This is a genomic window from Mediterraneibacter flintii, from assembly GCF_055387595.1.
Map to the genome: position 1 here is coordinate 2,887,853 of NZ_AP031405.1, position 21,692 is coordinate 2,909,544.

The window sequence follows — 21,692 nt, forward strand, 5'->3', positions numbered from 1 at the left end:
AAAACCTCTGCGATACTTTCATATCACAGAGGTTCTTTCTTTTGTATTCTATATAAATTTATCTTTAGTACCGCACATAAATCATACCGCTTTGAACCGGTCCGATAATAACGCCAACTCCTTCAGTGGCTGCATGAATCATCTGTCCACCGCCTATGTATATTCCACAGTGATCTGCGTTTACACATACATCTCCTGGCTGCGGGTCGCTCACCTGCGGCCATCCCAAAAATGTATACGTAGTTCCCAGTCTCGTATAGCTTCCTGTCAAACAGTAACTTACAAATCCCGAACAGTCAAATGCACCCGGACGACATGCTCCCCATTCATAAGCTGCTCCAAGCTGGCTATAGGCACGATCTACAATAGCATTTCCAGTACTTGAGTCATACGATGGCGGCGTCCAACTGCTGTCACCGCCTCCGCCATTGTCTGTCGGCGTGTTCTGGCTTCCATTATTTCCGCCACCGTTATTATTTGCCGCTTCTTCCGCTGCCTGCTTTGCCGCTGCTTCTTCCGCTGCTTTCTTTGCCGCCTCCTGAATCATGGCATCTATGTTTTCTACTTCTGCACTTTTAGAAGAAATTGTTGTATTCAGTGCTTCCTGCTGCGCTTGGTAATCGCTTTCCATACTCTGCAGGTTCTCCATCTCTGTCTCTAATGTATCCTGCAATGTTTCTACTTCCTGTACTGTAGCCGCATACTCTTCGAGCTGATCTCGGTCATAAGAATGTACTTTTTCTGCATATTCTGCCTGTGTCAACAGCTCAGAAATACTTCCTGAAGAAAGTACCCTTTCAGCCGCCTGTCCGTCACCGGATTCATACATATATTTAATCCGGAGCTTCATGGCATCATACTGTTCCTGCTCTTTCTCCTGGGCAACCTCCAAGTCCTGCTCTGCCTGTGCAATCTCCTGCCCTTTTGAAATCAGATCTAACTCTAAATCATTCGCTTTTTGTATCAAAGTATTCAACTGTGACTGTAAATCACTTAATTCGCTTTCTGCCGCTGCTTTCTGGTTTTCTAAGCTCTCTGTGCTCTCAGGTTCTGCAAATACCGGCGTTACGACCAAAGAACAAGTCAAAGCTGTGGCAAGCGCCGCGCTATGTATCTTCTTCAATTTCATTCCTCACACCAATCCTTATATAGTATTATCTATGTCCCCACATATATGTTTCATCATACAACATTCAACAGCGTTTTTCAACATAGTTTGCGAAAAAAACATATTTTACCACATGAATCTTTTCTTGCTCTACTTTTTTATTATAGTTACTCTGTAGATTTTGTGGGAATATGGAAAAATAGTATATTACATACTATGCATTATAATAAACCCTGCTTATAATTGCAACACCTTTTTAACATTTTTGTAATATTTCGCGTATCAGTTCAGCCATACGATAAGCACGCAGTGCGGTTTTACGAATGGCACAGGCTGTTACTATTTCACCACACAGTTATTTCTTATAGACAGTTTCCTTCGCCGTATTCTACCGGAACATGTCCGGTGTAATTTTATTTTCTGTCGGAGGTTCCTTGGGTTCTGGTTTCTCTTCTATTTTCTGAATCAACACATATACAACAGATGCAAAGAATGCGCTGAGTATAACCGCACACGCCATGCTAAACGGCTCTGCTGCCAGCCAGTTGAACACCCCTGCCTCTGTAAAAATAAGCGATGCCGTATTCATAATAATGTGGAGAAATACCGGTGCTAATATAGAACCATATTTTTCACAGACATACGCAAGAAACATACCCGTCACAAATCCATATATTATTTGTATCGTATTATTGTGAATCAGTGCAAACAAAAGCGCTGAATAGATCGCTGCCCTCGAAAAGCTATTGTTCTCTCTATACCGTTTAAATAATACGCCTCTAAACATCATTTCTTCCGCAAGAGGCGCTAAGATGCCCAAACAAAGAATCTGTACCGGAAATCCCACCGCATACGCGATGGTCTGTGCTTCCTGATACTGCTCGCTGTAAAATGCAATCTCTGCCATTGCAGACAGGCAAGTAAATCCCACACTAAATGCTGCTCCAAGAATAAGCAATTGAGGGTATTTACTCATTCCGGCCTTTTTATTTACAGGTACCTGACAGGTCTGTTCTAATTTTCTGTCTTTTCGGAATAAAAAAATAGTCATCGGCAGCGTACACAACGCACATAAAGCTGCAATTTCTACCTGATGTTCTGCCATCACCGTAAGAACCTGATTTAACACTTCCGCGGCATCTTCTGTGGGAATAGACTGACTCCCCTCTTTCATACTGCTCGCCAGCAACTGCGCCATATATGGAATCATCACAATCATTTCCACAATTGTCTGTACGGCCATCTCAATACCCATAAAGATCAAAAATGGACCGCATACACTCCAAAACGGACTTTTCCTATAAACACGGTTCATGCTTTTACGTTCCTCGCTTTCTCTTGGATCCATTGCCGAAGTTCTGATGCTGTTCCTAAAACAGTACCCTGCACCATTTCTGGTCTGCCCCCGCCTTTTCCATCAAATTCTTCATGCATCTCTTTTGCAAGCTTACGAATATCAGAACACCTGCTTCCCATCACATAACGATAACCATCCCTGTCATTTCCCGTAAAAATCGCGCAGCATATTCTGTCCTGTTTTAGAATTAAATTCATCAAAAATCGAAGCGCATCTTGGTTTAAATCCTCTTCAAACAGACACACAACTTTTTCCTCTTCAGGAATCTCTTTTGCGCGATAAGCCAGCAGTTTTCTTTCAAGCCCCGCACATTTTAATTTTTCCAGTGCATACTCTTCCTTTAAACGCTCAACCGCCTCTACGATTGTATTCTCTTTTGCGCAGAGCGCCGCAGAAATTTCTCTTGCATATGATTCTTTCCTTCCATAATCTGCAAGTGCTCGAAATCCACACAACATTCTTACACGGACGCCGCCTTTATATCTCTGCACATTTGTTAGTTTTATCATCCCGATTTCTCCGGTTTTTTTCACGTGCGGAGCACAACAGGCACATACGTCATATCCAGGTACAGTCACAATTCTGACCTGTCCTTCAATCTCTATTTTGCTTCTATATGCAAGACTTTCCAGAGCCTCTTTCGACGGATAGCTTACTTCTATATTCAGATTCTGTACAACCGCACGATTTGCTTCTTTTTCAATCTCACACAGCTCTTCTCTTGTAATTGCTCCGTCAAAATCCATTGTGCAATCTTCACTGCCCAAATGGAACCCCACATTGTTATAACCAAATTTTGTATGAACCAGCCCCGATACAATATGTTCCCCCGTATGCTGCTGCATTTTTACAAACCGTTCTTCCCAGTCAATTTCTCCAAGTACACTGCTTCCTTTTAAAAGAGGGGTTTTTGTTATATGAAATATCTTTCCGTCCTTTTCCTTTACGTCCAACACAGTCACACCGTCCAATGTTCCGGTATCCGCATATTGGCCCCCACCCTCAGGAAAAAATGCCGTTCTGTCCAAGACGATCTTATACATTTCCCCGTCTTGTATACATTCTTGCACCTCTGCTGTAAATTCTTTTATATGGCTGTCGGTATAGAATAACTTTTCTGTCATTTTCTGTTTACATCCTTTCCGGCGCCTCAAACCCAAGCAGATCAATACTGGTTTCCAATATTTTTCTAGTAAGCATCAAAAGAGCGATATAACTTTCTCTAAGCTTTTCATTCTCCTCTGTCAAAATCTTCGTCTCATGGTAGAACTTGTTAAAAGCATTTGCCAGATCATAAATATAGGCACATATTTTATGTGGAGCTATCTCTTCATATACGGTTTCAATCACATCATTAAATTTTGCCGCTTCCAGCATCAAGCTCTTTTCGCACTCACTCTGTGCCGCGCTAATACTGATTCCTTCCAGTGTCTTTCCAGACTCTACATATTTATTCAAAATAGATTTGATACGTACGATCGTATATAAAATATAAGGTCCTGTATTTCCCTCAAAAGAAGTAAAGCGGTCTACGTCAAAGATATAATCTTTCCCGGCCTGATTTGATAAATCTCCATATTTAATTGCCGCCAGTCCTACTATCTGTGCGGTACGCTTTGCTTCCTCCTCCGGAACAGTACGATTATCCATGATCTTTTTATACATCTCCTCCTGGATCTCTCGTATCAGATTTTCCAGACGCATAACGCCGCCTTCTCTTGTCTTAAATGGCTTTCCGTCCTTACCATTCATTGTTCCAAAGCCTAAGAATTTGAGTTCTGTTTCTTCTCTTACAATTCCGGTCTTTTTTGCACAGCGGAATACCTGAACAAAATGCATTTCCTGTCGTTTGTCCACCACATAAATAACCTCGTCCGGCTGATAGAGCTTTTCTCGTTCCACTAAAGTCGCAAGATCGGTTGTGTCATAAAGTGCAGCTCCGTCTGATTTTAAAATCATGCAGGGAGGAATTTCCTTTTTATCACTCTCCTCCTGTACGTCTACCACAAGCGCTCCCTGATCATAGTGCGCATATCCGCCGTCTTTGAGCATTTCCACCATAGAAGGTATATATTTCTGAACGTCTGCCTCTCCTTTCCAGAGTTCAAATTCTACATTCAGATTCTTGTAATTCTTCTTCAGATCTGCCACTGATATGCGCATAATGTGTTCCCATATTGCGCGGTACCCTCTGTGCCCGTTCTGTAAAAGATATGTCGCCTTCAATGCTTCCTCGCGGTATGCTTCATGTTCTTTCGCATACGCACTTGCAAAAGGATAAATTTCCTCCAGCTCCGCGATCGTAAATGGTGCTTCTTTGGGATATTCCCCTTCATAAGATGTATCAAAATACGGAAGCTTAGGCTGCCGTTTTTTTAACTCTGTAATGATCAGGCCCATCTGATAGCCCCAGTCACCCAGATGAATATCTCCGATCACTTCATTTCCCTTGTACCTTATAATTCTTTTGATACTTTCTCCTATGATTGCAGAACGCAAATGTCCCACATGCAGCGGTTTTGCGACATTCGGGCCGCCATAATCAATCATTACCGTCCTCGCTTCTGCACACTTACTGACGCCAAGCATTTCATCCGAGGCCATTTTATTTAAGTAATCTGCTGCAAATCTCTTTTCAATTTTCAAATTGATAAACCCGGGATTTACCGCCTCCGCCATCTCAAAGCAGGTACTGTCTTTTAGAAACTCCACTACTTCTCCTGCTATCATTGCAGGAGCCTTTTTATAGGTTTTTGCCGCCGCCATCGCTCCATTGCACTGATATTCACACAAATCCGGACGATTGGACAGGGTGACTTTTGCAAATTTCTCATCATATCCTGCACGTTTAAATGCTTCCTGCATCTCTATCGTAATACATTCTAACAACGTTTTCACTTTTCTTCCACGCTCCGTTCTCTCTTACTTCCCGCAGGCGGTACTCATTTTTTGCCGCTGCTTATACCATGTTATTCTACCATGTCTCATTTGCAACGGCAAGACACAATCATTTTCAATATTGCCAATTTCATTTCTGCATTTTATAATGACATTATTATTTATAGAAGAAAGGATATACATTTATGAAAATAGGTTCTCATGTCGGAATGAGTGGAAAGGAAATGCTGCTTGGTTCTGCCAAGGAAGCCGTCTCCTACGGTGCAAACACCTTTATGTTCTATACCGGAGCCCCTCAAAATACGAGAAGAAAGGAAATCAGTGAATTAAATATAGAGCCTGCATGGGAGTATATGAAGGCTCACGGGATCGATGAAATCATCGTCCATGCTCCCTATATCATCAATCTCGGAAATGCTGTAAAACCAGAGACCTTTGAACTCGCAGTAGAATTTCTGGATAAGGAGATACAGCGAACTATCGCCTGTAAAAGTCATCTTCTCATCCTCCACCCCGGCGCTCATGTAGGAGAAGGTACTACTGTCGGAACAGCCCAGATCATCAAAGGACTCAATGAAGTATTAACCAGAGAAACCAACTGTTATATCGCACTGGAGACGATGGCAGGAAAGGGCTCTGAAATCGGGCGTTCTTTTGAAGAGCTTGCGGCGATTTACGAGGGAGTTACTTATAATGAAAAGCTCCGCGTCTGCTTCGACACCTGTCATACAAGCGACAGCGGTTATGATATTATTCATCATTTTGACGATGTGATTGCTGATTTCGATCGCATAATCGGAAAAGAACAGATTGCTGTCTTTCATATAAATGATAGTAAGAATATTCCGGGTGCCAAAAAAGACCGCCACGAAAATATTGGCTTCGGAGAAATTGGCTTTTCTGCTTTACATTATATCGTACACCATGAAGATTTCATGGAGGTTCCTAAAATTTTAGAAACTCCCTATATTCCATCAGAGGTAAATCCCAAAAAGTCTTACGCTCCTTATAAATACGAAATAGAAATGTTAAAAAGCGGTATTTTTGACCCACAGCTTAAGCAGCATATTTTATGCGACAATGAAAAGCCTTAAGAACATCCAAAAAATTTTGCAAATAATTGTTGACAGCCCCCCCCCTTCCATTGTATGATTGTATTATATAGATAGTACAAATATCGCACTGCCAAATATCTTATATTCTAAAAGGTACGCCGTAATTCATTCCTTTCGGGATGGCGGGTTTTTCCGATAAGATATACCTCAAAGGTTATACCGCAATGCATCCCCTGAGACAGCGGGTTTCACCCGCTAAGGTAATCCCTAAGATATTTGCTTCACACGGTTACTGCCGGATTCATGTTTTCTCTATATATCCGGTCTGTTGTCCACAGCAATTAAAGAAAACGAGGTGACTTAGATGCCATGGGATTTAGATAATGATCGCCCCATTTATCTACAACTGATGGAACGTATCCAACAGGATATTATCGCCGGAGTCTACAAGCCCGGAGATAAAATCCCTTCTGTCCGTGATTTAGCTTTAGATGCCGCTGTCAATCCCAATACAATGCAAAAAGCGCTGGCGGAGCTGGAACGGAATGGACTTGTATATTCTCAGCGAACAAGCGGAAGATTTATTACAGAGGACGAGGTTATGCTTAAAAAAATGAAAATGCAGCTGGCCAAAGAACATATCCAGCAATTTTTTGAAAAGATGCACCAGCTGGGATTCCGCGATGAGGAGACACTCGAAATGATACAGGATGCGTTAAAGGGGGAGAGACAATGAAACCGATTTTAGAGTGCCAGGGCCTGACAAAAAAATATGGAAATTTTTTCGCCCTTTCTAATCTGAATCTAACATTGGAAAGAGGACAGATTATAGGTTTGCTTGGTCCAAATGGAAGTGGAAAAACAACACTTATTAAACTAGCCAATGGGCTTTTGACTCCAACTGATGGACATATCATAATCAATAGTATGTCGCCGGGAGTAGAAACAAAGAAGATTATCTCTTATCTTCCGGAAAGAAGTTATCTGAACACCCACATGAGAGTAGAGGATATTCTGAAGTATTATGTCGATTTCTATGAAAATTTTAATCTTCCGCGTGCAACCGCCATGCTGAAAGACTTGGAAATCGACACACACGCAAGGCTGCGTTCCCTTTCAAAAGGTACGAAAGAAAAAGTGCAGCTTGTCCTGGTAATGAGCCGAGATGCTGATTTATATATACTGGACGAACCGATTGGAGGTGTAGATCCCGCTGCAAGGGATTATATCCTTCAAACTATTTTAACCAACTACACTGAAAATGCCACTGTACTTATTTCCACTCATCTTATTTCTGACATCGAGAATGTATTAGACAGCGTTGTCTTTTTGCAGTACGGCCAGCTTGTCTTAAACGCTACTGTTGATGAAATACGTTCACAGCGCGGCAAATCGGTCGATGCATTATTCAGGGAGGTATTTAGATGTTAGGGAAGCTTATAAAATATGATTTAAAATACGGCTATAAAATAATCCTCATTGTCCACGCTGTCCTTATGGTCGCCTGTATCATGGGGCGTTTTGTGCTGAATAAGGTAGACTTTCGCGCCCCCTCCGAAGCTCTGGGCGCCATGCTTGCTATCTTCATTGCACTTTTTGCCCTTTTAATCGCTGGGGTTTCTTTTGCTACCTGCGCAGTAATTGCTGTTCGTTTTTATAGGAATTTGTTTACAGATGAAGGGTATCTTACATGGACTTTGCCGGCAACCCCACTTGAACATCTGTGGAGCAAAATCATTTCTGGCGTCATCTGGTACACCTTCGATATTTTGCTGTGTTATCTAGGTCTTCTTATTCTTGTAACCGGCGATAACGTCGTGTCCCTTTATACACAGATTGCCCCTGAGATGACAGAAGCTCTCGGTATGTCACTTTCTTCATTTACCTTATACATTGTACTTTTTTCCTTATTCAGTACGCTCGCTTCTGTCATAATGATTTATGCATCGATTACAATCGGACAGCTTTTTCCAGGTCACAGAATTCTGGGTGCTATTATCTCCTATTTTGCACTTTCCTTTATCATACAGATATTTACACTTGTCTGCATGTTGCTGTTTAATCTCTTTCCATATGTTGGAGATACAATGACGGGAAGTACAGCATCCCATTACCTTTTCTCAAGCCTCGGACTTGGTGTCCTGCTTGTAACAATTACCGCTATACCAGAATACTTCATAACCCACTACATTATGAAAAAGAAAATCAACCTAATATAAATTTAACGAAGCAACAAGCAGTGCGAAAAGAACAGGCAAACCCTGTGTCATGCTTGCATGTAAACAGAAGTTTGTCTGCTTCTTTTCATTCGGCGACTACCGCTAGCGAAATGAAGCATATGCGGAATTGAGCTGGCACTGCGGAAAGCGACAAAAGCGACGTGTGAAAGAGATGCTTTGCATCGTTCGTCAGGGCTTCGCCGAAATTCCTCACTCACGCAAAGCATCTCTTTCACACTCATACTTTCGCCAGCTTAAGTTTATAATTCGTAACGGAAAAAATCGACTTCACGTTGTTATGGCCCTCCAATTAGAAGTATCTATACTACTTCTGATTGGAAATGCATAGCAGCGTGAAGCCGGTTCTGTTCTGTCTGAAATTGTAAATTTAATTGGGGAAGAACGTAAGCAGAAAGAGAAGACAGTGCATAAGCAGGGAATTTTAAGCGGAGCGTGGTAGATACAGATTGTTCTGTTTGTTAAGTGAGAAGCATGGAGTTCCAATGGACGATATGCTTCTTCACTGTTACAAACATTCAATCGGATTTACCACAGTGAAGCCCTGACCTGCGTTGCACTGCCTTCTCTTTTTGCGTACCATTCTTTCGTCAATTAATTTTATAATTCTGCTATTATTTTTTGAATGGTTTCTATATCTTCTTCCAGCATTTCTGCTATCTCTTCTGCTGCATAGCCTTTTTGTACTTTCTTTTCTACCTGTTCTTTTAATTTTTGTATTAAGCCTTCTCTTAATCCAGAAGCATGTCCTTCTTCACGTGCTTTCTCCTGCTCTAATATCTTTTCTTCCCATGCCTGCATGTACTTCACTCCAATCTTTTCACTGGATTTGATGGCGTGGATCCGTTTCTGGATATTATGTATCCTTTCACTGGTACAGGAGGCGCTTACCTCCTCTGTGGTATGCTCCATATACCTTAACAGTTCTATCAGTTCTTGTGGTACTCCTTCTGCGTGCTGTCCGCGGGTATTTAAAAATATCCGAACAGCACCGTCCTGTAATGACAATCCAGGAACTTCCTTACACTGCATCTGGAAGGTATATCGGTATAACCCATAGCCGAACAGATCAAAGGGACAGATAAGAATAATGTAGACGGGATTCAGCCTTTGGAATCCCACTTCTCCTGGCTTTAAAAGGTTGGAATCGATTAACGCCTGGTAAAACCGGCTCCGCTTCGGCAGATTTCCGGTGTCTTCTTTCTGCACCTCTGTATTGTATATGCGCTCCTCTTCGTCCATTGCCCAGACATCCAGACGGACATACCGGTTCAGCGGATGGGTGCGCTGCTCTTTTTCTGTCTGGGGCAGGAGTTTTAAGACAACCTCCCTTCCTAGAATAATCTCCAGCATGTCCCGCATTGTATCCGGGTCATCAGCAGCCTGTGAGAATAAAAAACGATCCAGCAGATTCAAATCCTTCAATGTTTTTTGTTTTTGTTCCATATTTACTTTTCCTCCTTTTATTATAGGGAAAAGCCTTACACTTTACAACACTTTCCCCTTAAGTCATGCAGCATTTACGGTAACTTGTCTGGTGTTTTTCGTAAATTCGACGCCAAACATAAAAATGTATAAATCACCGGTAACACACATAATAGAATAGCTGCTATTTACAATATTTTTTTTGCTTCATTGGGTAAAGATTCAGAATATCCAGGCAGCTAACTGCCGGAAAAACGATTGTCCATCAGATGGACATAATAGAATACCTGATTTATTTAAATTTTTAGACAGATAAAAACCGACGCACTCCTGCTGCAAACCTCTGACAGCAGTACCCATCTCTTTTCAATTGGGACATTACAGCAGGATAAGCCCGATCTTTTTTCTTCGAATTATAAGATTCATTCTTTAGAATATATATTTATCTCAAAAAACTGTCTGTATAAGTACCATATACAAGACAGTTCCTGCCCCTATACTCAGCAGATTATTTCTTTTCCATATATGCAGTACTGCCACAGTCAGTACCGCTATGCCTTCTGGAATACCATGCGGCGCTGTCAATACCCGGGTGTCTTTTAAACAGTACACAACCAGCATCCCAATCACAGCGGGAGTCAACACCTTTCCAAGGTACTCAATCACCGGCGGAATCTTCTTTCCTTTCGGAAATACAAGAAATGGAACAACTCTTGTACAGAATGTCGTCAACGCCACGACTAGAATAATCAAAAAAGAGAGTCCTGCATTTACCGGCATATGTCCACCTCCTCCGAGATCCGCTTTCTAGATGCAAAGAGCACCAGTACACAGAGTATCATTGTGGGAAATACGAAATTTGCACTCCCAAATATCTGCAGACATAGAAATGCCACCCCCACTCCGACCGCTGCCGGAATCCGGTTCTTCTTTTCCAGCCACTGTTCTATAAAAATAACAACAAACAGGGCAGTCATTGCGAATTCAATACCTTCAGCATTAAAAGGCAGTACATTTTTTAAGATTCCTCCAATCGCTGATCCAATAATCCAGTAGCATTGATCTAAAAGAGCAATTGCAAATAAAAATTTTTCCTCTTCGACATCCTTTGGTACCTTAACCGTACACAGAAGAGAATACGTCTCGTCTGTCAGAGAAAAAATCATATACCACCGCTTCTTCCCCATGCGGTGAAATTTATCCAGCAGAGATATGCCATAAAATACATGCCGTATATTTACCATCAAAGTCATAAATGCGACATGCAAAAATGAAACGCCCGGCACAAAAAAATTCACCGCCAGATACTGCCCTGATCCTGCATACACCATCACGCTCATCAGTACTGCCCACAAAGCTGAATAGCCTTTTTCCGCATACATAACGCCAAACGCAATCCCAATAAACAAATATCCTGTCAACACTGGAATTGTATAAGGAAATGCCCTTCGAAATGCCTTTTTATATCCTCTCATTCTCCTGCCCCTTTCCCCTGGCACATGCTTTTTTCCTTGTTTAAGGAGTCTCTCTTTTACAGGCATAAAAAATACACGTCTGGGCGGGATCGAACCGCCGCACATGCCTCCGGAGGGCATTGCTCTATCCACTGAGCTACAGACGTATAAATTCAGGCCCCGCCGAAATACGATTTTTCTATCTTCTTTCCAACGGAGTAACCTTAATTATCCTAGCATAATTCCAGCAGATTGTAAAGAGCAACCTTTTAGCTTTTTCTTTGTACGCTCGTAAATGTATGCGTGATTGCTTAATACTTCTTCATCCAAAACCTGTGTTTCATTAATTTCTTTTACCATTCTGTTCATTTCTTCTGGAACCAGGCCTTTAGATACAGGTACAATTATCACTTCATGTATGCTGCTTGGTAATATGTAATAATCCTCCTGCAAAATATCTCCTACCATCTCCAGTATTTGGGGATATATAATGCACGCAGCTCCCAGATTTCTTATCGTATTCGACAGTACATACATCGAATCATATTCTATATATCCACCCTGCAGCAGGTTCTTCTCCTCTCTGTCTCCCATACAAATTTCATCCGTCGTATCCGTTTCCAGGATGCTGCGCATAGTATAAAACTGCGCTGGAAGCAGCTGCATTACATTCCTCTGTGCATCTTTCCATATACGCTCCATGTTTACATTCCATCTGGTAAGATGCTCATTATATATGAGCATTGTTGCACTGCCGTCCCTGGTAACTCCTAAGAGCACATAAAATACAAGCGACAAATCCAATATGTCAATATGAGGTACTAGCGACAAAAGTTCTCTATTTTTTTCTGTGTTAATCAGTTTAAATACAACTTTTCTTCCTATACTCGCATAGTTTTCAATCTCCTTTGGATTCCAAGGCTTTTTACATTTTACTTTTTCATAAAAGTTTACTATCTCTATAATAATTTCCTTCAAGGGTTTCCCTGTTCTATACGCTTCATAAAATTCCTCCAGATAAATTGTCGGAGAAATGTTTATTCCCGATGTCTCTATAATAATCCCCTGTTTTTCTTTTCCATTATTTTTTACCGCTTTATAAATGCTTGCTTTTGCCCCTCCTCTTAGTTCTCTATTCATTTCTTCCTTCACTACGCGCACAAACTCCTGATATAGCATACTACTCCTTTCTATTTTGCGCGTTCATCTTTCCATGAGAAAACCGGCACGATCTGTGCCATCTGATAAATATGATATGTATTTATTGAATTGAATCTATTTGGGTAACTTTGATTATAGAAGAATATGACCCAAAACACAATCCCGTACCAGGCAATATTTTGTTGCTTTTATATCCTTTCTGAATATTATAAAAACGCCTTACAGACTTTCATCTATAAGACGTTCTTGCTCCTACTCCCACGTATGTTATACTCTGGACAAGTATTCTCCTGTACGCGTATCAATCTTCAGTATATCACCTGTCTCACAGAACAGCGGAACCATAACGGTTGCTCCTGTTTCCACTACAGCCGGCTTGGTAGCTCCCTGTGCTGTATCTCCTTTAAATCCTGGCTCCGTCTCTGTAATTGCCAGTTCTACAAACAACGGCGGTTCTACAGAGAATACATTTCCATTATGTGAACAAATTTTTACTGTTTCATTTTCCTTTACGAATTTCAGTGCATCTCCTACTACTTCTGAGTTCAGTGCAATCTGATCATAGGTCTCAACGTCCATGAAATTATACAGATCACCATCACTATATAAATACTGCATATCTTTTCTGTCAATATGCGCTTTCGGGAATTTTTCTGTTGGTCTGAATGTCTTCTCAACAACTCCGCCACTGATAATATTTTTTAATTTTGTTCTAACAAATGCTGCACCTTTGCCAGGTTTTACATGCTGGAATTCCAAAATCTGATAAATATTTCCGTCTATCTCAACGGTTACACCATTCTTAAATTCTCCTGCTGCAATCATTCGTAATCCTCCTTCAACCACGCATTATACGTGTTTTCCTAATATCGACTGTTTATAATTCTATAATAGTTTGCTTCTTTTTTCAAGCCTTTTTTATCTCCTAAACATTCTTCTTATTATAAAAATGCAACACTAATTTTTCAAGATACCTTTTTAAAACAATCTGTATCTCTTCCTTGGGATGAATTGGTTTTACTAGAATATTACGGATTCCCGCACGTTTCGCTCCCCATACATCGGTAAACAGTTGATCTCCGATAAATACTGTATTCGTCCGATCTGTTCCCATTATTCTCATCGCCTTTATATAATTCTTTACAGAAGGCTTGTGCGCATTGTAAATATAATTTGTTCCAATATCCTGGTTAAACAGCTTCACACGTGCCTCCTGATTATTCGATATCAGACAAGAGGAAAACCCTATCTGTTCCAAGCGCTTAAATAATACCTTGGCACGTTTGTCTGCAGGAGCCCCATGTGGAACCAGCGTATTGTCTATATCGAATATAACCCCTCTTACACCCTCTTCATACAATTTTTCAAATGGGATGACATATGTAGACTCCATATATGCATCCGGAAAAAAACGTTCAAACATTATTTTCCATTCAACTCCATCAATTTTGTAATTAACTCTTCACATATCTGCAATACTGTTTTATGATCTGTCTGAATTACCACATCTGCGGCCGCCTCATATTTCTCCCGCCGTTTTTCCATCATCTCTGCAATGACTTCTACATTATTGCGTCCATCCAGTATTGGACGGTCATCACAGTCTTTCACCCGTTCATACACCGTCTGAGGGCTTGCTGTGAGTAAAACTACACGCCCGTTTTTCTTCATCTCTTTTACATTCTCTTCCTTAAGAGCAGCCCCTCCGCCGCAGGAAATGACGCAATTATTTGTATTCTGCAGTTCTTTTAAAAGCTTTGTCTCCAAGTTACGAAAATATTCTTCTCCATAAGTCGCAAATATATCCGAAATACTCATTTCTTCGCGCTCTTCTATTACCTGATCCATCTCTATAAGCCGCATAGCAAACATCGTACTTAAATAATCGGATATGGTAGACTTCCCTGCTCCCATAAAACCAATTAATACAATGTTATAATGAAATAGCTTGCGTGCCTGGATCCTCTTGCTATTGCGCATAATTCTTTTAAAGACATCCTGTATCTCTTCCTGATATTTGTTTCCTGCAAGCTTTTCTTTTCTTCGCTTCTCCTGCTTTTCTTCCTGTGCCGGCTGTAGGACGGGCATCCCGTATGTTTCTTTATATGCCATAATTTTTTCAATTACAGCATTTCTTTCCATCAGAGCATCTATAATCTTGTCATCGCATATCGCAAGTTGCTCCCGGTACATCTCCAAATCGTTCATTTTCCTCTTCCTTTTCTATCACGGCAAATAAAAATATGCCTATTTCAAGCCATATTCGCCAGTGCTTCATAATCTACCATATTATAACAACTTTCCCGCGCGATAGCAAGAAAATATTCGACCGCTATTTTGCCTCCTCTTCTGACCTTTCCATAGCAGCTTTTACATCCCCTTTGAATAGTTCCCACTCCTTCTCATTTTCCACAAAATACTTGGGACAATCTTTTCCAGTCACATCATAGTGCCGAATCACTTCATTTTCTGTAAGTCCGAATTTCTCACACAGCCATGCCGTAAGCTGCACCAATGAACGATACGTCTTTTTTGTGAATTTTCCACTCTTATCTGGATGGCAGCATTCAATAGACACCGTATCATAATTTCTTTCATTTGATGCATATGCCACCTCCCATGTAGGAACGCACTGGATAATCTCTCCTTCCAATCCGATTACAAAATTGCTGCTTACAGAAGTTTCTCCGCTATCCTTCAGTCCATTAAAGTAATCTCTGTTCTCCTGCGCTGTTGACCCGGGATTTGCCGTATAGTGAATTACGATTCCCGTTATTCCATTCGTCTCTATGCCTGGCCTGGAATATTCATTGACCTCTAAAAGCTGCACGTCAATCTCTGGTTTTGACGCATCTACTCTGATGCCGGTATTCTCCCCATTCCTCTTGCACACACAAGAATAGAACAGAAAAACTATGGTCAGAATGAAAAGTATGACAAATCCTATTTTAATATACAGACGCTTTTTTTCTGCTCTTCCTTTATATCTTTTTCTATTGTATTTTTTTCTCTTCATTTGTACGCTCCGCAGTCACTTAATCTCCCCTTATTTTAGCATACTTTACTGCCCGCAATTTATAAGAATTTCTTAAAATCACTTTGCTTTTACGAGGCGTATGATATGGTAAATCAACGAACCAAACACAACCACCAAAAAGACAGGGAGAAAAAAGCCTGGAAGATTTTTCCCATTGACAGAATAAATCGTAAGAAATGAAAAGACACCTGCCATCTCAAGCTTCACTGTCCCCAATAAATCTTTTAAAATGCGATATACTCTTTCCTTATTTTCCTCCGTCACTTCTACCCCCGTATTCCAAATTTGAGGAAATTGCTCTATTACAGATATTCCAATATACAGCACCCATCCTACCAACAGCAGCACAAACAAGGAGCCCTTTCCTGTCATACTATCTATTTCTCCGGCAGCATTATAATGTCCCGGGATTTCCTGCGGAATCTTTCCCCATTTAGCAAACAAAAAAAATGTTGTCCCCGCCAGACACACAATACTTAAAATATTTATCACCTTGTCAAATTTACTTTTTGTCGGCCTCATCACTTATCCCTCCGTTGCTTCTGTCCAAATATGCTTACTTTATACCACAATTTTGCCTCAATTCCAAATCTATTTTCATATATGAGCTGTAGTAATTCAAATTTTTTTATTCTGCCAACCTCCTTTACATCTTAGAATTTTGATGTACTATCTCTTTAAAATGCGGTTTATCTGCATTTTGATTAAAAGGAGGGATTCTGTAAACATATATCATTCACAGAATCCCTCCTTTTATAATGTTTCTTATCCTTTTATTCTACTCATCTACGCTGTAATTCGGAGCCTCTTTTGTAATGTGTATATCATGCGGATGGCTTTCTTTCAGTGATGCTGCTGAAATCTTTATAAAGCTTCCATTCTCTTTGAGTTCTTCGATGGTATGCGCTCCGCAATAGCCCATACCAGAACGAATTCCTCCCATAAGCTGGAACACCGTATCTTCTACAGTTCCTTTATATGCCACACGGCCTTCTACACCTTCTGGCACTAATTTCTTTGCATTCTCCTGGAAATAACGATCTTTGCTTCCGTTCTCCATTGCTGCAATGGAGCCCATTCCGCGGTATACTTTATACTTTCTTCCCTGGAAAAGTTCAAAAGTTCCCGGACTTTCGTCACAGCCTGCGAAAATACTTCCCATCATGCAGACATTTGCCCCTGCGGCAATCGCCTTTGTCATGTCTCCTGAATATTTGATGCCCCCGTCTGCAATAATCGGAACTCCATATTCTTTCGCTGCTTCATAGCAATTCATAACCGCTGTAATCTGTGGTACACCGATCCCCGCCACTACACGGGTTGTACAAATAGAGCCAGGTCCGATTCCAACCTTCACTGCGTCTGCTCCTGCCTCAATCAATGCCTTCGTCGCTTCTCCTGTCGCCACATTTCCTGCAATCACCTGTAAATCTGGATATTTTTCTTTTACCATATGAACTGCGCGCAATACATTTGCAGAATGTCCATGTGCGGAATCCATAACGACAACGTCCACCTTTGCCTTTACCAGCTCTCCTACACGTTCCAGGCAATTCGCAGTAATACCAATCGCGGCACCGCAGAACAAACGCCCCTGAGAGTCTTTGGCGGACAGAGGATATTTTATTTGCTTCTCAATATCCTTTATTGTAATCAATCCTTTTAAATTTCCCTCTGCATCTACGATCGGAAGCTTTTCTTTCCTTGCCTTAGCCAGGATTTTTTTTGCCTCATCCAGAGTGATTCCTTCAGGCGCTGTAATCAGTCCTTCTGATGTCATGGATTCTTTGATTTTTTTAGAAAAATCTTCCTCAAACTTTAAATCACGGTTTGTAATAATTCCGACTAGTTTTCTTCCTTCTGTAATCGGAACTCCAGAAATTCTGAATTTTGCCATTAAGTTGTTCGCATCTTCTAATGTATGTTCCGGAGAAAGGAAAAATGGGTCTGTAATAACACCGTTTTCCGAACGTTTTACTTTATCTACTTCTTCTGCCTGCTGCTCTATACTCATATTTTTATGGATAATCCCGATTCCTCCCTGTCGTGCCATCGCGATTGCCATACGGTGCTCTGTAACTGTATCCATACCGGCACTCATCATCGGGATATTTAATCTTATTTTTTTTGTCAGGTTCGTAGATAAATCTACCTCGTTTGGAATTACTTCTGAGTATGCCGGTACCAGGAGCACATCATCAAATGTAATACCTTCTCCGATAATTTTTCCCATGTTTTCAATTCCTCTCTTTCTCATATATGTATACCAACGGTTTATCTGATATGGTACAAAAATTCAAGGTAATTGTCAATAGATTGTACAGCCGTATCTGTATTTGATATTGATAATTTTTAAATTCTATTATGAAGCTCTGCTTATAGAACTCCAAAACAGACATCATCGACCAGAGCTCTTTCACTCGGGAAAATCATTTTTTAAAAGAGCGAAGTTTCCTATACAAGAACAAAGTGGGCAGGCCCACTTCAACTCCCCTGCCCCTCAATCGAGGGGCTTGTCCACTTTGCGCGCCGCCGCAATACCGCAAAGCGGTAAAATTTCCTTATTGCGGCGTGTGCATCCCGCCCGGAGGGCTTTTTGTATAATAGGAAATTTATCGAAATTTCCTATTATATAAAAAGAGAAGCCCATCGGACTTCTCTTTTTATTTTCTATCGTTTTTAAGGAATGGATTACATCATTCCCATTCCGCCTGCACCGCCAGCCGGCATAGCAGGTGTCTCTTCTTTAATATTAGAAACTACAGATTCTGTTGTCAACAGTGTGGACGCAACGCTTGTCGCATTCTGCAGTGCGCTTCTTGTAACCTTAGCAGGATCCAGGATTCCTTCTTTTACCATATCTACATATTCTTCTTTATATGCGTCGAATCCTATTCCTGGCTCTTCCTCTCTAACCTTGTTGATAATTACAGAGCCTTCCAGTCCTGCATTTGTAACAATGTGATACAGAGGAGCTTCCAGAGCTTTCAGAATGATATTTGCTCCTGTCTTTTCATCTCCTTCAAGTTCTTCTGCCAGCTTTGCAACTTCTTTTGCCGCATGGATATAAGCAGAACCGCCTCCTGCAATAATTCCTTCTTCCACTGCTGCTCTTGTCGCATTCAGTGCATCTTCCATACGCAGCTTTGCCTCTTTCATCTCTGTCTCAGTAGCCGCACCTACACGGATAACAGCAACGCCGCCAGCCAGTTTCGCAAGTCTTTCCTGCAATTTTTCTTTATCAAAATCAGATGTTGTCTCTTCGATTGCCTTTTTAATCTGTGCAACACGATCTTCAATTGCCTGCTTGTCACCACATCCGTCTACAATTACAGTATTTTCTTTCTGTACCTTTACGGATTTTGCACGTCCAAGCTGATCCATTGTCGTCTCTTTCAAATCCAGTCCAAGTTCTTCTGAAATTACCTGTCCGCCTGTCAGGATTGCAATATCCTGCAGCATTTCTTTTCTTCTGTCTCCGTATCCGGGAGCTTTTACAGCTACTACGTTGAATGTTCCACGCAATTTATTTACAATCAGTGTAGTCAGCGCTTCTCCTTCGATATCCTCTGCAATAATCAGAAGTTTTGCACCAGATTGTACAACCTGTTCTAACAGCGGAAGCAAATCCTGGATGCTTGTAATCTTCTTATCTGTAATCAGGATATATGGATCTTCTAAGTTTGCTTCCATTTTTTCCATGTCTGTCGCCATATATGCGGAAATATATCCGCGGTCGAACTGCATACCTTCTACCAGATCCAGCTCTGTATGCATTGTCTTAGACTCTTCAATTGTGATAACTCCGTCGTTGGAAACCTTTTCCATCGCATCTGCTACCATCTGCCCTACAGAATCATCACCAGAAGAAACTGCCGCAACTCTTGCAATCTGTTCTTTATCTTTTACTTTGCTGCTCATTGCTGCGATTGCATCTACCGCTTTGTCAGTCGCTTTCTTCATACCTTTGCGCAGTACAATCGGATTGGCGCCTGCCGCCAGGTTTTTCATTCCCTCATTTACCATAGCCTGTGCCAGCACAGTCGCTGTTGTTGTACCGTCTCCGGCTACATCATTTGTCTTAGAAGCAACTTCTCTGATTAATTGTGCTCCCATATTTTCAAATCCATCTTCCAGCTCAATTTCCTTTGCAATTGTTACACCGTCATTTGTGATAAGCGGTGCACCAAAAGATTTGTCCAGTACGACGTTTCTTCCTTTTGGTCCCAATGTTACTCTAACTGTATCTGCCAGCTGATTTACACCTTTTTCTAACGCTGCTCTAGCTTCAGCTCCATATTTAATTTCCTTTGCCATTTCTAAGCATCTCCTTTTTCCTATATTCTTTGATTATAATGTTTATGCATTTATTCTACAATTGCGAGAATATCATTCTGTTTTACAATGATATATTCTTCTCCTTCAAGCTCTACTTCTGTCCCTGCATATTTGGAATAAATTACTTTATCCCCTTCTTTTACCTGCATTTTCACTTCTTTTCCATCTATAATTCCACCAGGTCCAACCGCAATAACTTCTGCTTCCTGTGGCTTTTCTTTCGCCTGGCCAGGTAAAACGATGCCTGATTTTGTTGTTTCTTCTGCTTCTAACTGCTTTAACACAATTTTGTCACCCAATGGTACTAACTTCATGGTAATTCCTCCTTAATTTTAGCTTTATAACTTTTTATTAGCACTCATTTATCTTGAGTGCTAACCCCATGAATATAAAATAGCACTCTGCCGACTATTTGTCAACAGAGTTTCTAAATTTTATAATTAGTTTATATTCCATCAACTTATTCCTGTTTCCCGTACATTATAGAATCCGTTTTCAATCCTGAATCTTAGTACATTCCTGTCTTCAGACTGATACCGTTCTTTTATTACCCCTGTACAGTAAAGTAATTCTGTCCTCGTCGAAATATAACATCTGTATTTTGCATCTAATGAAATCTTGGTCAGATCTTTTTCCCTGAGCTCCAACACTACTTCATCTTCTTCCAAATCATACCGTAAAACTCGGCACTGGTGAGTTACCTCATCAAATATCCCGTCCGCTGATATGACTTTCTCCATCTTTAAATCCACCGGATTGCCTTCGTACATCCCTGTTCCTCCTTCTGTCAGATAAGGGGTATCAGCTTACTGATACCCCTTCCTTCTCTTTATTACAAACGTTCTTTTTTTATTCTTTCTAATTCTGTAAATACATAATCATTGAGAACTTTAATATAAGTTCCTTTCATTCCTGAGGATCGGGACTCTATTACCCCTGCACTCTCGAATTTACGCAGTGCATTGACAATTACAGAACGAGTAATTCCTACGCGGTCAGCAACCTTACTTGCAACTAAAATCCCTTCTGTTCCATCTAATTCTTCAAAAATGTGTATAATCGCTTCCAATTCAGAGAATGACAAGGTACTGATTGCAGACTGGACAATGTGCTCCTTTCTAGTCTCCTCCGCACTTTCCTCGTTGACAGAGCGCAGCATCTCGAGTCCTACGACAGCCGTTCCATACTCACTTAAAATAATATCATCTATCGAATACATATCTGTCTGCTTGTAAATAAATAACGTTCCAAGACGCTCTCCGGCAATATCGATCGGAGTGACAATCGCCTGATATCCGGCAGATGCCTCCGGAGAGAAGCCCAGTGTTTCCAGATTCACATTTTCCTTTGTGGAAAGGATATTCAGCAGTCGTTCGTTGAGCATACCGTCAATATGCGCACCAACTGTCTCTGTAATCAATTCGTGGATTCCATCCACTGTGCTGCACTTACTTACACCGAGTATCTTCCCTTTCTTGCTCACAACAAGTACATTGGAATCCAAAATCTCTGTAAGGACGGCACATATATCATTAAACACGACCTTACTGGAATTATTGTTGTGTAATAGCTTATTAATTTTTCTCGTCTTATCTAATAACTGTACGCTCATCATTTCCTCC

At 40.9% G+C, this 21,692-nt stretch carries 22 protein-coding genes and 1 tRNA gene; 4 read left to right on the forward strand and 19 right to left on the reverse strand.

From position 1 onward, the window contains the following. Nucleotides 1-64: 64 nt before the first annotated feature. The 4 genes from ACZ5C4_RS13860 to argS form a co-directional block, all read right to left on the reverse strand. Nucleotides 65-1,129, reverse strand: coding sequence for a coiled-coil domain-containing protein (locus ACZ5C4_RS13860; RefSeq protein ID WP_464521527.1), 1,065 nt, complete (start codon nucleotides 1,127-1,129; stop codon nucleotides 65-67). A gap of 367 nt (nucleotides 1,130-1,496) precedes the next feature. Beyond that, complete coding sequence (locus tag ACZ5C4_RS13865) at nucleotides 1,497-2,423, reverse strand: lysostaphin resistance A-like protein (protein ID WP_464521528.1); 927 nt, start codon at nucleotides 2,421-2,423, stop codon at nucleotides 1,497-1,499. Next, nucleotides 2,420-3,589 carry an alanyl-tRNA editing protein gene (locus ACZ5C4_RS13870; protein ID WP_464521529.1) on the reverse strand — a complete coding sequence of 390 codons (1,170 nt, stop codon included), beginning with the start codon at nucleotides 3,587-3,589 and terminating at the stop codon, nucleotides 2,420-2,422. Before ACZ5C4_RS13870 ends, ACZ5C4_RS13865 begins: the two co-directional genes overlap by 4 nt. 7 nt (nucleotides 3,590-3,596) lie before the next feature. Further along, nucleotides 3,597-5,363, reverse strand: a complete 1,767-nt coding sequence (gene argS / locus ACZ5C4_RS13875) for an arginine--tRNA ligase (protein WP_464521530.1) — start codon at nucleotides 5,361-5,363, stop codon at nucleotides 3,597-3,599. A gap of 185 nt (nucleotides 5,364-5,548) precedes the next feature. On the opposite strand from argS, the gene ACZ5C4_RS13880 reads away from it, so the two are divergent. The 4 genes from ACZ5C4_RS13880 (at nucleotide 5,549) to ACZ5C4_RS13895 (ending at nucleotide 8,637) form a co-directional block, all read left to right on the forward strand. After that, nucleotides 5,549-6,457: a deoxyribonuclease IV gene (locus tag ACZ5C4_RS13880; RefSeq protein WP_464521531.1), complete on the forward strand. Its 909-nt coding sequence runs from the start codon at nucleotides 5,549-5,551 to the stop codon at nucleotides 6,455-6,457. Between the two features lie 325 nt (nucleotides 6,458-6,782). Beyond that, complete coding sequence (locus tag ACZ5C4_RS13885) at nucleotides 6,783-7,154, forward strand: GntR family transcriptional regulator (protein WP_186876885.1); 372 nt, start codon at nucleotides 6,783-6,785, stop codon at nucleotides 7,152-7,154. Continuing rightward, nucleotides 7,151-7,849 (forward strand): ABC transporter ATP-binding protein, encoded by a 699-nt coding sequence (locus ACZ5C4_RS13890; protein WP_464521532.1) that lies wholly within the window; start codon nucleotides 7,151-7,153, stop codon nucleotides 7,847-7,849. Before ACZ5C4_RS13885 ends, ACZ5C4_RS13890 begins: the two co-directional genes overlap by 4 nt. Next, entirely contained in the window at nucleotides 7,843-8,637 is a 795-nt protein-coding gene (locus ACZ5C4_RS13895; protein ID WP_464521533.1) for a hypothetical protein, read from the forward strand. Before ACZ5C4_RS13890 ends, ACZ5C4_RS13895 begins: the two co-directional genes overlap by 7 nt. A 618-nt stretch (nucleotides 8,638-9,255) precedes the next feature. Here ACZ5C4_RS13895 and ACZ5C4_RS13900 read toward each other — a convergent pair. From ACZ5C4_RS13900 to codY, 15 genes are all read right to left on the reverse strand, one after another. Further along, a complete protein-coding gene (locus ACZ5C4_RS13900; protein WP_464521534.1) occupies nucleotides 9,256-10,101 on the reverse strand; it encodes an Rpn family recombination-promoting nuclease/putative transposase in 846 nt (281 codons plus the stop codon). Between the two features lie 426 nt (nucleotides 10,102-10,527). Beyond that, on the reverse strand, nucleotides 10,528-10,860 hold the full coding sequence (locus tag ACZ5C4_RS13905; RefSeq protein ID WP_464521535.1) for a branched-chain amino acid transporter permease: 333 nt from the start codon (nucleotides 10,858-10,860) through the stop codon (nucleotides 10,528-10,530). Then, nucleotides 10,851-11,555 carry an AzlC family ABC transporter permease gene (locus tag ACZ5C4_RS13910; RefSeq protein WP_464521536.1) on the reverse strand — a complete coding sequence of 235 codons (705 nt, stop codon included), beginning with the start codon at nucleotides 11,553-11,555 and terminating at the stop codon, nucleotides 10,851-10,853. The genes ACZ5C4_RS13905 and ACZ5C4_RS13910 overlap by 10 nt, the downstream gene beginning before the upstream one ends. A gap of 74 nt (nucleotides 11,556-11,629) precedes the next feature. Next, nucleotides 11,630-11,701: transfer RNA gene (locus ACZ5C4_RS13915), tRNA-Arg, on the reverse strand. Nucleotides 11,702-11,762: 61 nt separating this feature from the next. After that, nucleotides 11,763-12,713 carry a DUF5688 family protein gene (locus tag ACZ5C4_RS13920; protein WP_464521537.1) on the reverse strand — a complete coding sequence of 317 codons (951 nt, stop codon included), beginning with the start codon at nucleotides 12,711-12,713 and terminating at the stop codon, nucleotides 11,763-11,765. A 249-nt stretch (nucleotides 12,714-12,962) separates the two neighbouring features. Next, nucleotides 12,963-13,520: an elongation factor P gene (efp, locus tag ACZ5C4_RS13925; protein ID WP_464521538.1), complete on the reverse strand. Its 558-nt coding sequence runs from the start codon at nucleotides 13,518-13,520 to the stop codon at nucleotides 12,963-12,965. 100 nt (nucleotides 13,521-13,620) lie between these two features. Further along, nucleotides 13,621-14,118 (reverse strand): YqeG family HAD IIIA-type phosphatase, encoded by a 498-nt coding sequence (locus tag ACZ5C4_RS13930; RefSeq protein ID WP_464521539.1) that lies wholly within the window; start codon nucleotides 14,116-14,118, stop codon nucleotides 13,621-13,623. Next, nucleotides 14,118-14,903 carry a shikimate kinase gene (locus tag ACZ5C4_RS13935; protein ID WP_464521540.1) on the reverse strand — a complete coding sequence of 262 codons (786 nt, stop codon included), beginning with the start codon at nucleotides 14,901-14,903 and terminating at the stop codon, nucleotides 14,118-14,120. Before ACZ5C4_RS13935 ends, ACZ5C4_RS13930 begins: the two co-directional genes overlap by 1 nt. Nucleotides 14,904-15,027: 124 nt before the next feature. Then, nucleotides 15,028-15,711 (reverse strand): peptidoglycan recognition protein family protein, encoded by a 684-nt coding sequence (locus ACZ5C4_RS13940; RefSeq protein WP_464521541.1) that lies wholly within the window; start codon nucleotides 15,709-15,711, stop codon nucleotides 15,028-15,030. Nucleotides 15,712-15,789: 78 nt separating this feature from the next. After that, nucleotides 15,790-16,254 carry a DUF1648 domain-containing protein gene (locus ACZ5C4_RS13945; protein WP_464521542.1) on the reverse strand — a complete coding sequence of 155 codons (465 nt, stop codon included), beginning with the start codon at nucleotides 16,252-16,254 and terminating at the stop codon, nucleotides 15,790-15,792. Between the two features lie 256 nt (nucleotides 16,255-16,510). Next, on the reverse strand, nucleotides 16,511-17,965 hold the full coding sequence (guaB, locus tag ACZ5C4_RS13950) for an IMP dehydrogenase (RefSeq protein ID WP_464521543.1): 1,455 nt from the start codon (nucleotides 17,963-17,965) through the stop codon (nucleotides 16,511-16,513). Between the two features lie 458 nt (nucleotides 17,966-18,423). Continuing rightward, a complete protein-coding gene (gene groL, locus ACZ5C4_RS13955) occupies nucleotides 18,424-20,049 on the reverse strand; it encodes a chaperonin GroEL (RefSeq protein ID WP_464521544.1) in 1,626 nt (541 codons plus the stop codon). Nucleotides 20,050-20,099: 50 nt separating this feature from the next. Next, nucleotides 20,100-20,384: a co-chaperone GroES gene (groES, locus tag ACZ5C4_RS13960; protein ID WP_186876900.1), complete on the reverse strand. Its 285-nt coding sequence runs from the start codon at nucleotides 20,382-20,384 to the stop codon at nucleotides 20,100-20,102. Between the two features lie 141 nt (nucleotides 20,385-20,525). Continuing rightward, nucleotides 20,526-20,840, reverse strand: coding sequence for a hypothetical protein (locus ACZ5C4_RS13965; RefSeq protein WP_464521545.1), 315 nt, complete (start codon nucleotides 20,838-20,840; stop codon nucleotides 20,526-20,528). 62 nt (nucleotides 20,841-20,902) lie between these two features. Further along, the gene (codY, locus tag ACZ5C4_RS13970) at nucleotides 20,903-21,682 is read right to left on the reverse strand and encodes a GTP-sensing pleiotropic transcriptional regulator CodY (protein ID WP_464521546.1); all 780 of its coding nucleotides are present in this window, start codon (nucleotides 21,680-21,682) and stop codon (nucleotides 20,903-20,905) included. Between the last annotated feature and the right edge of the window lie 10 nt (nucleotides 21,683-21,692).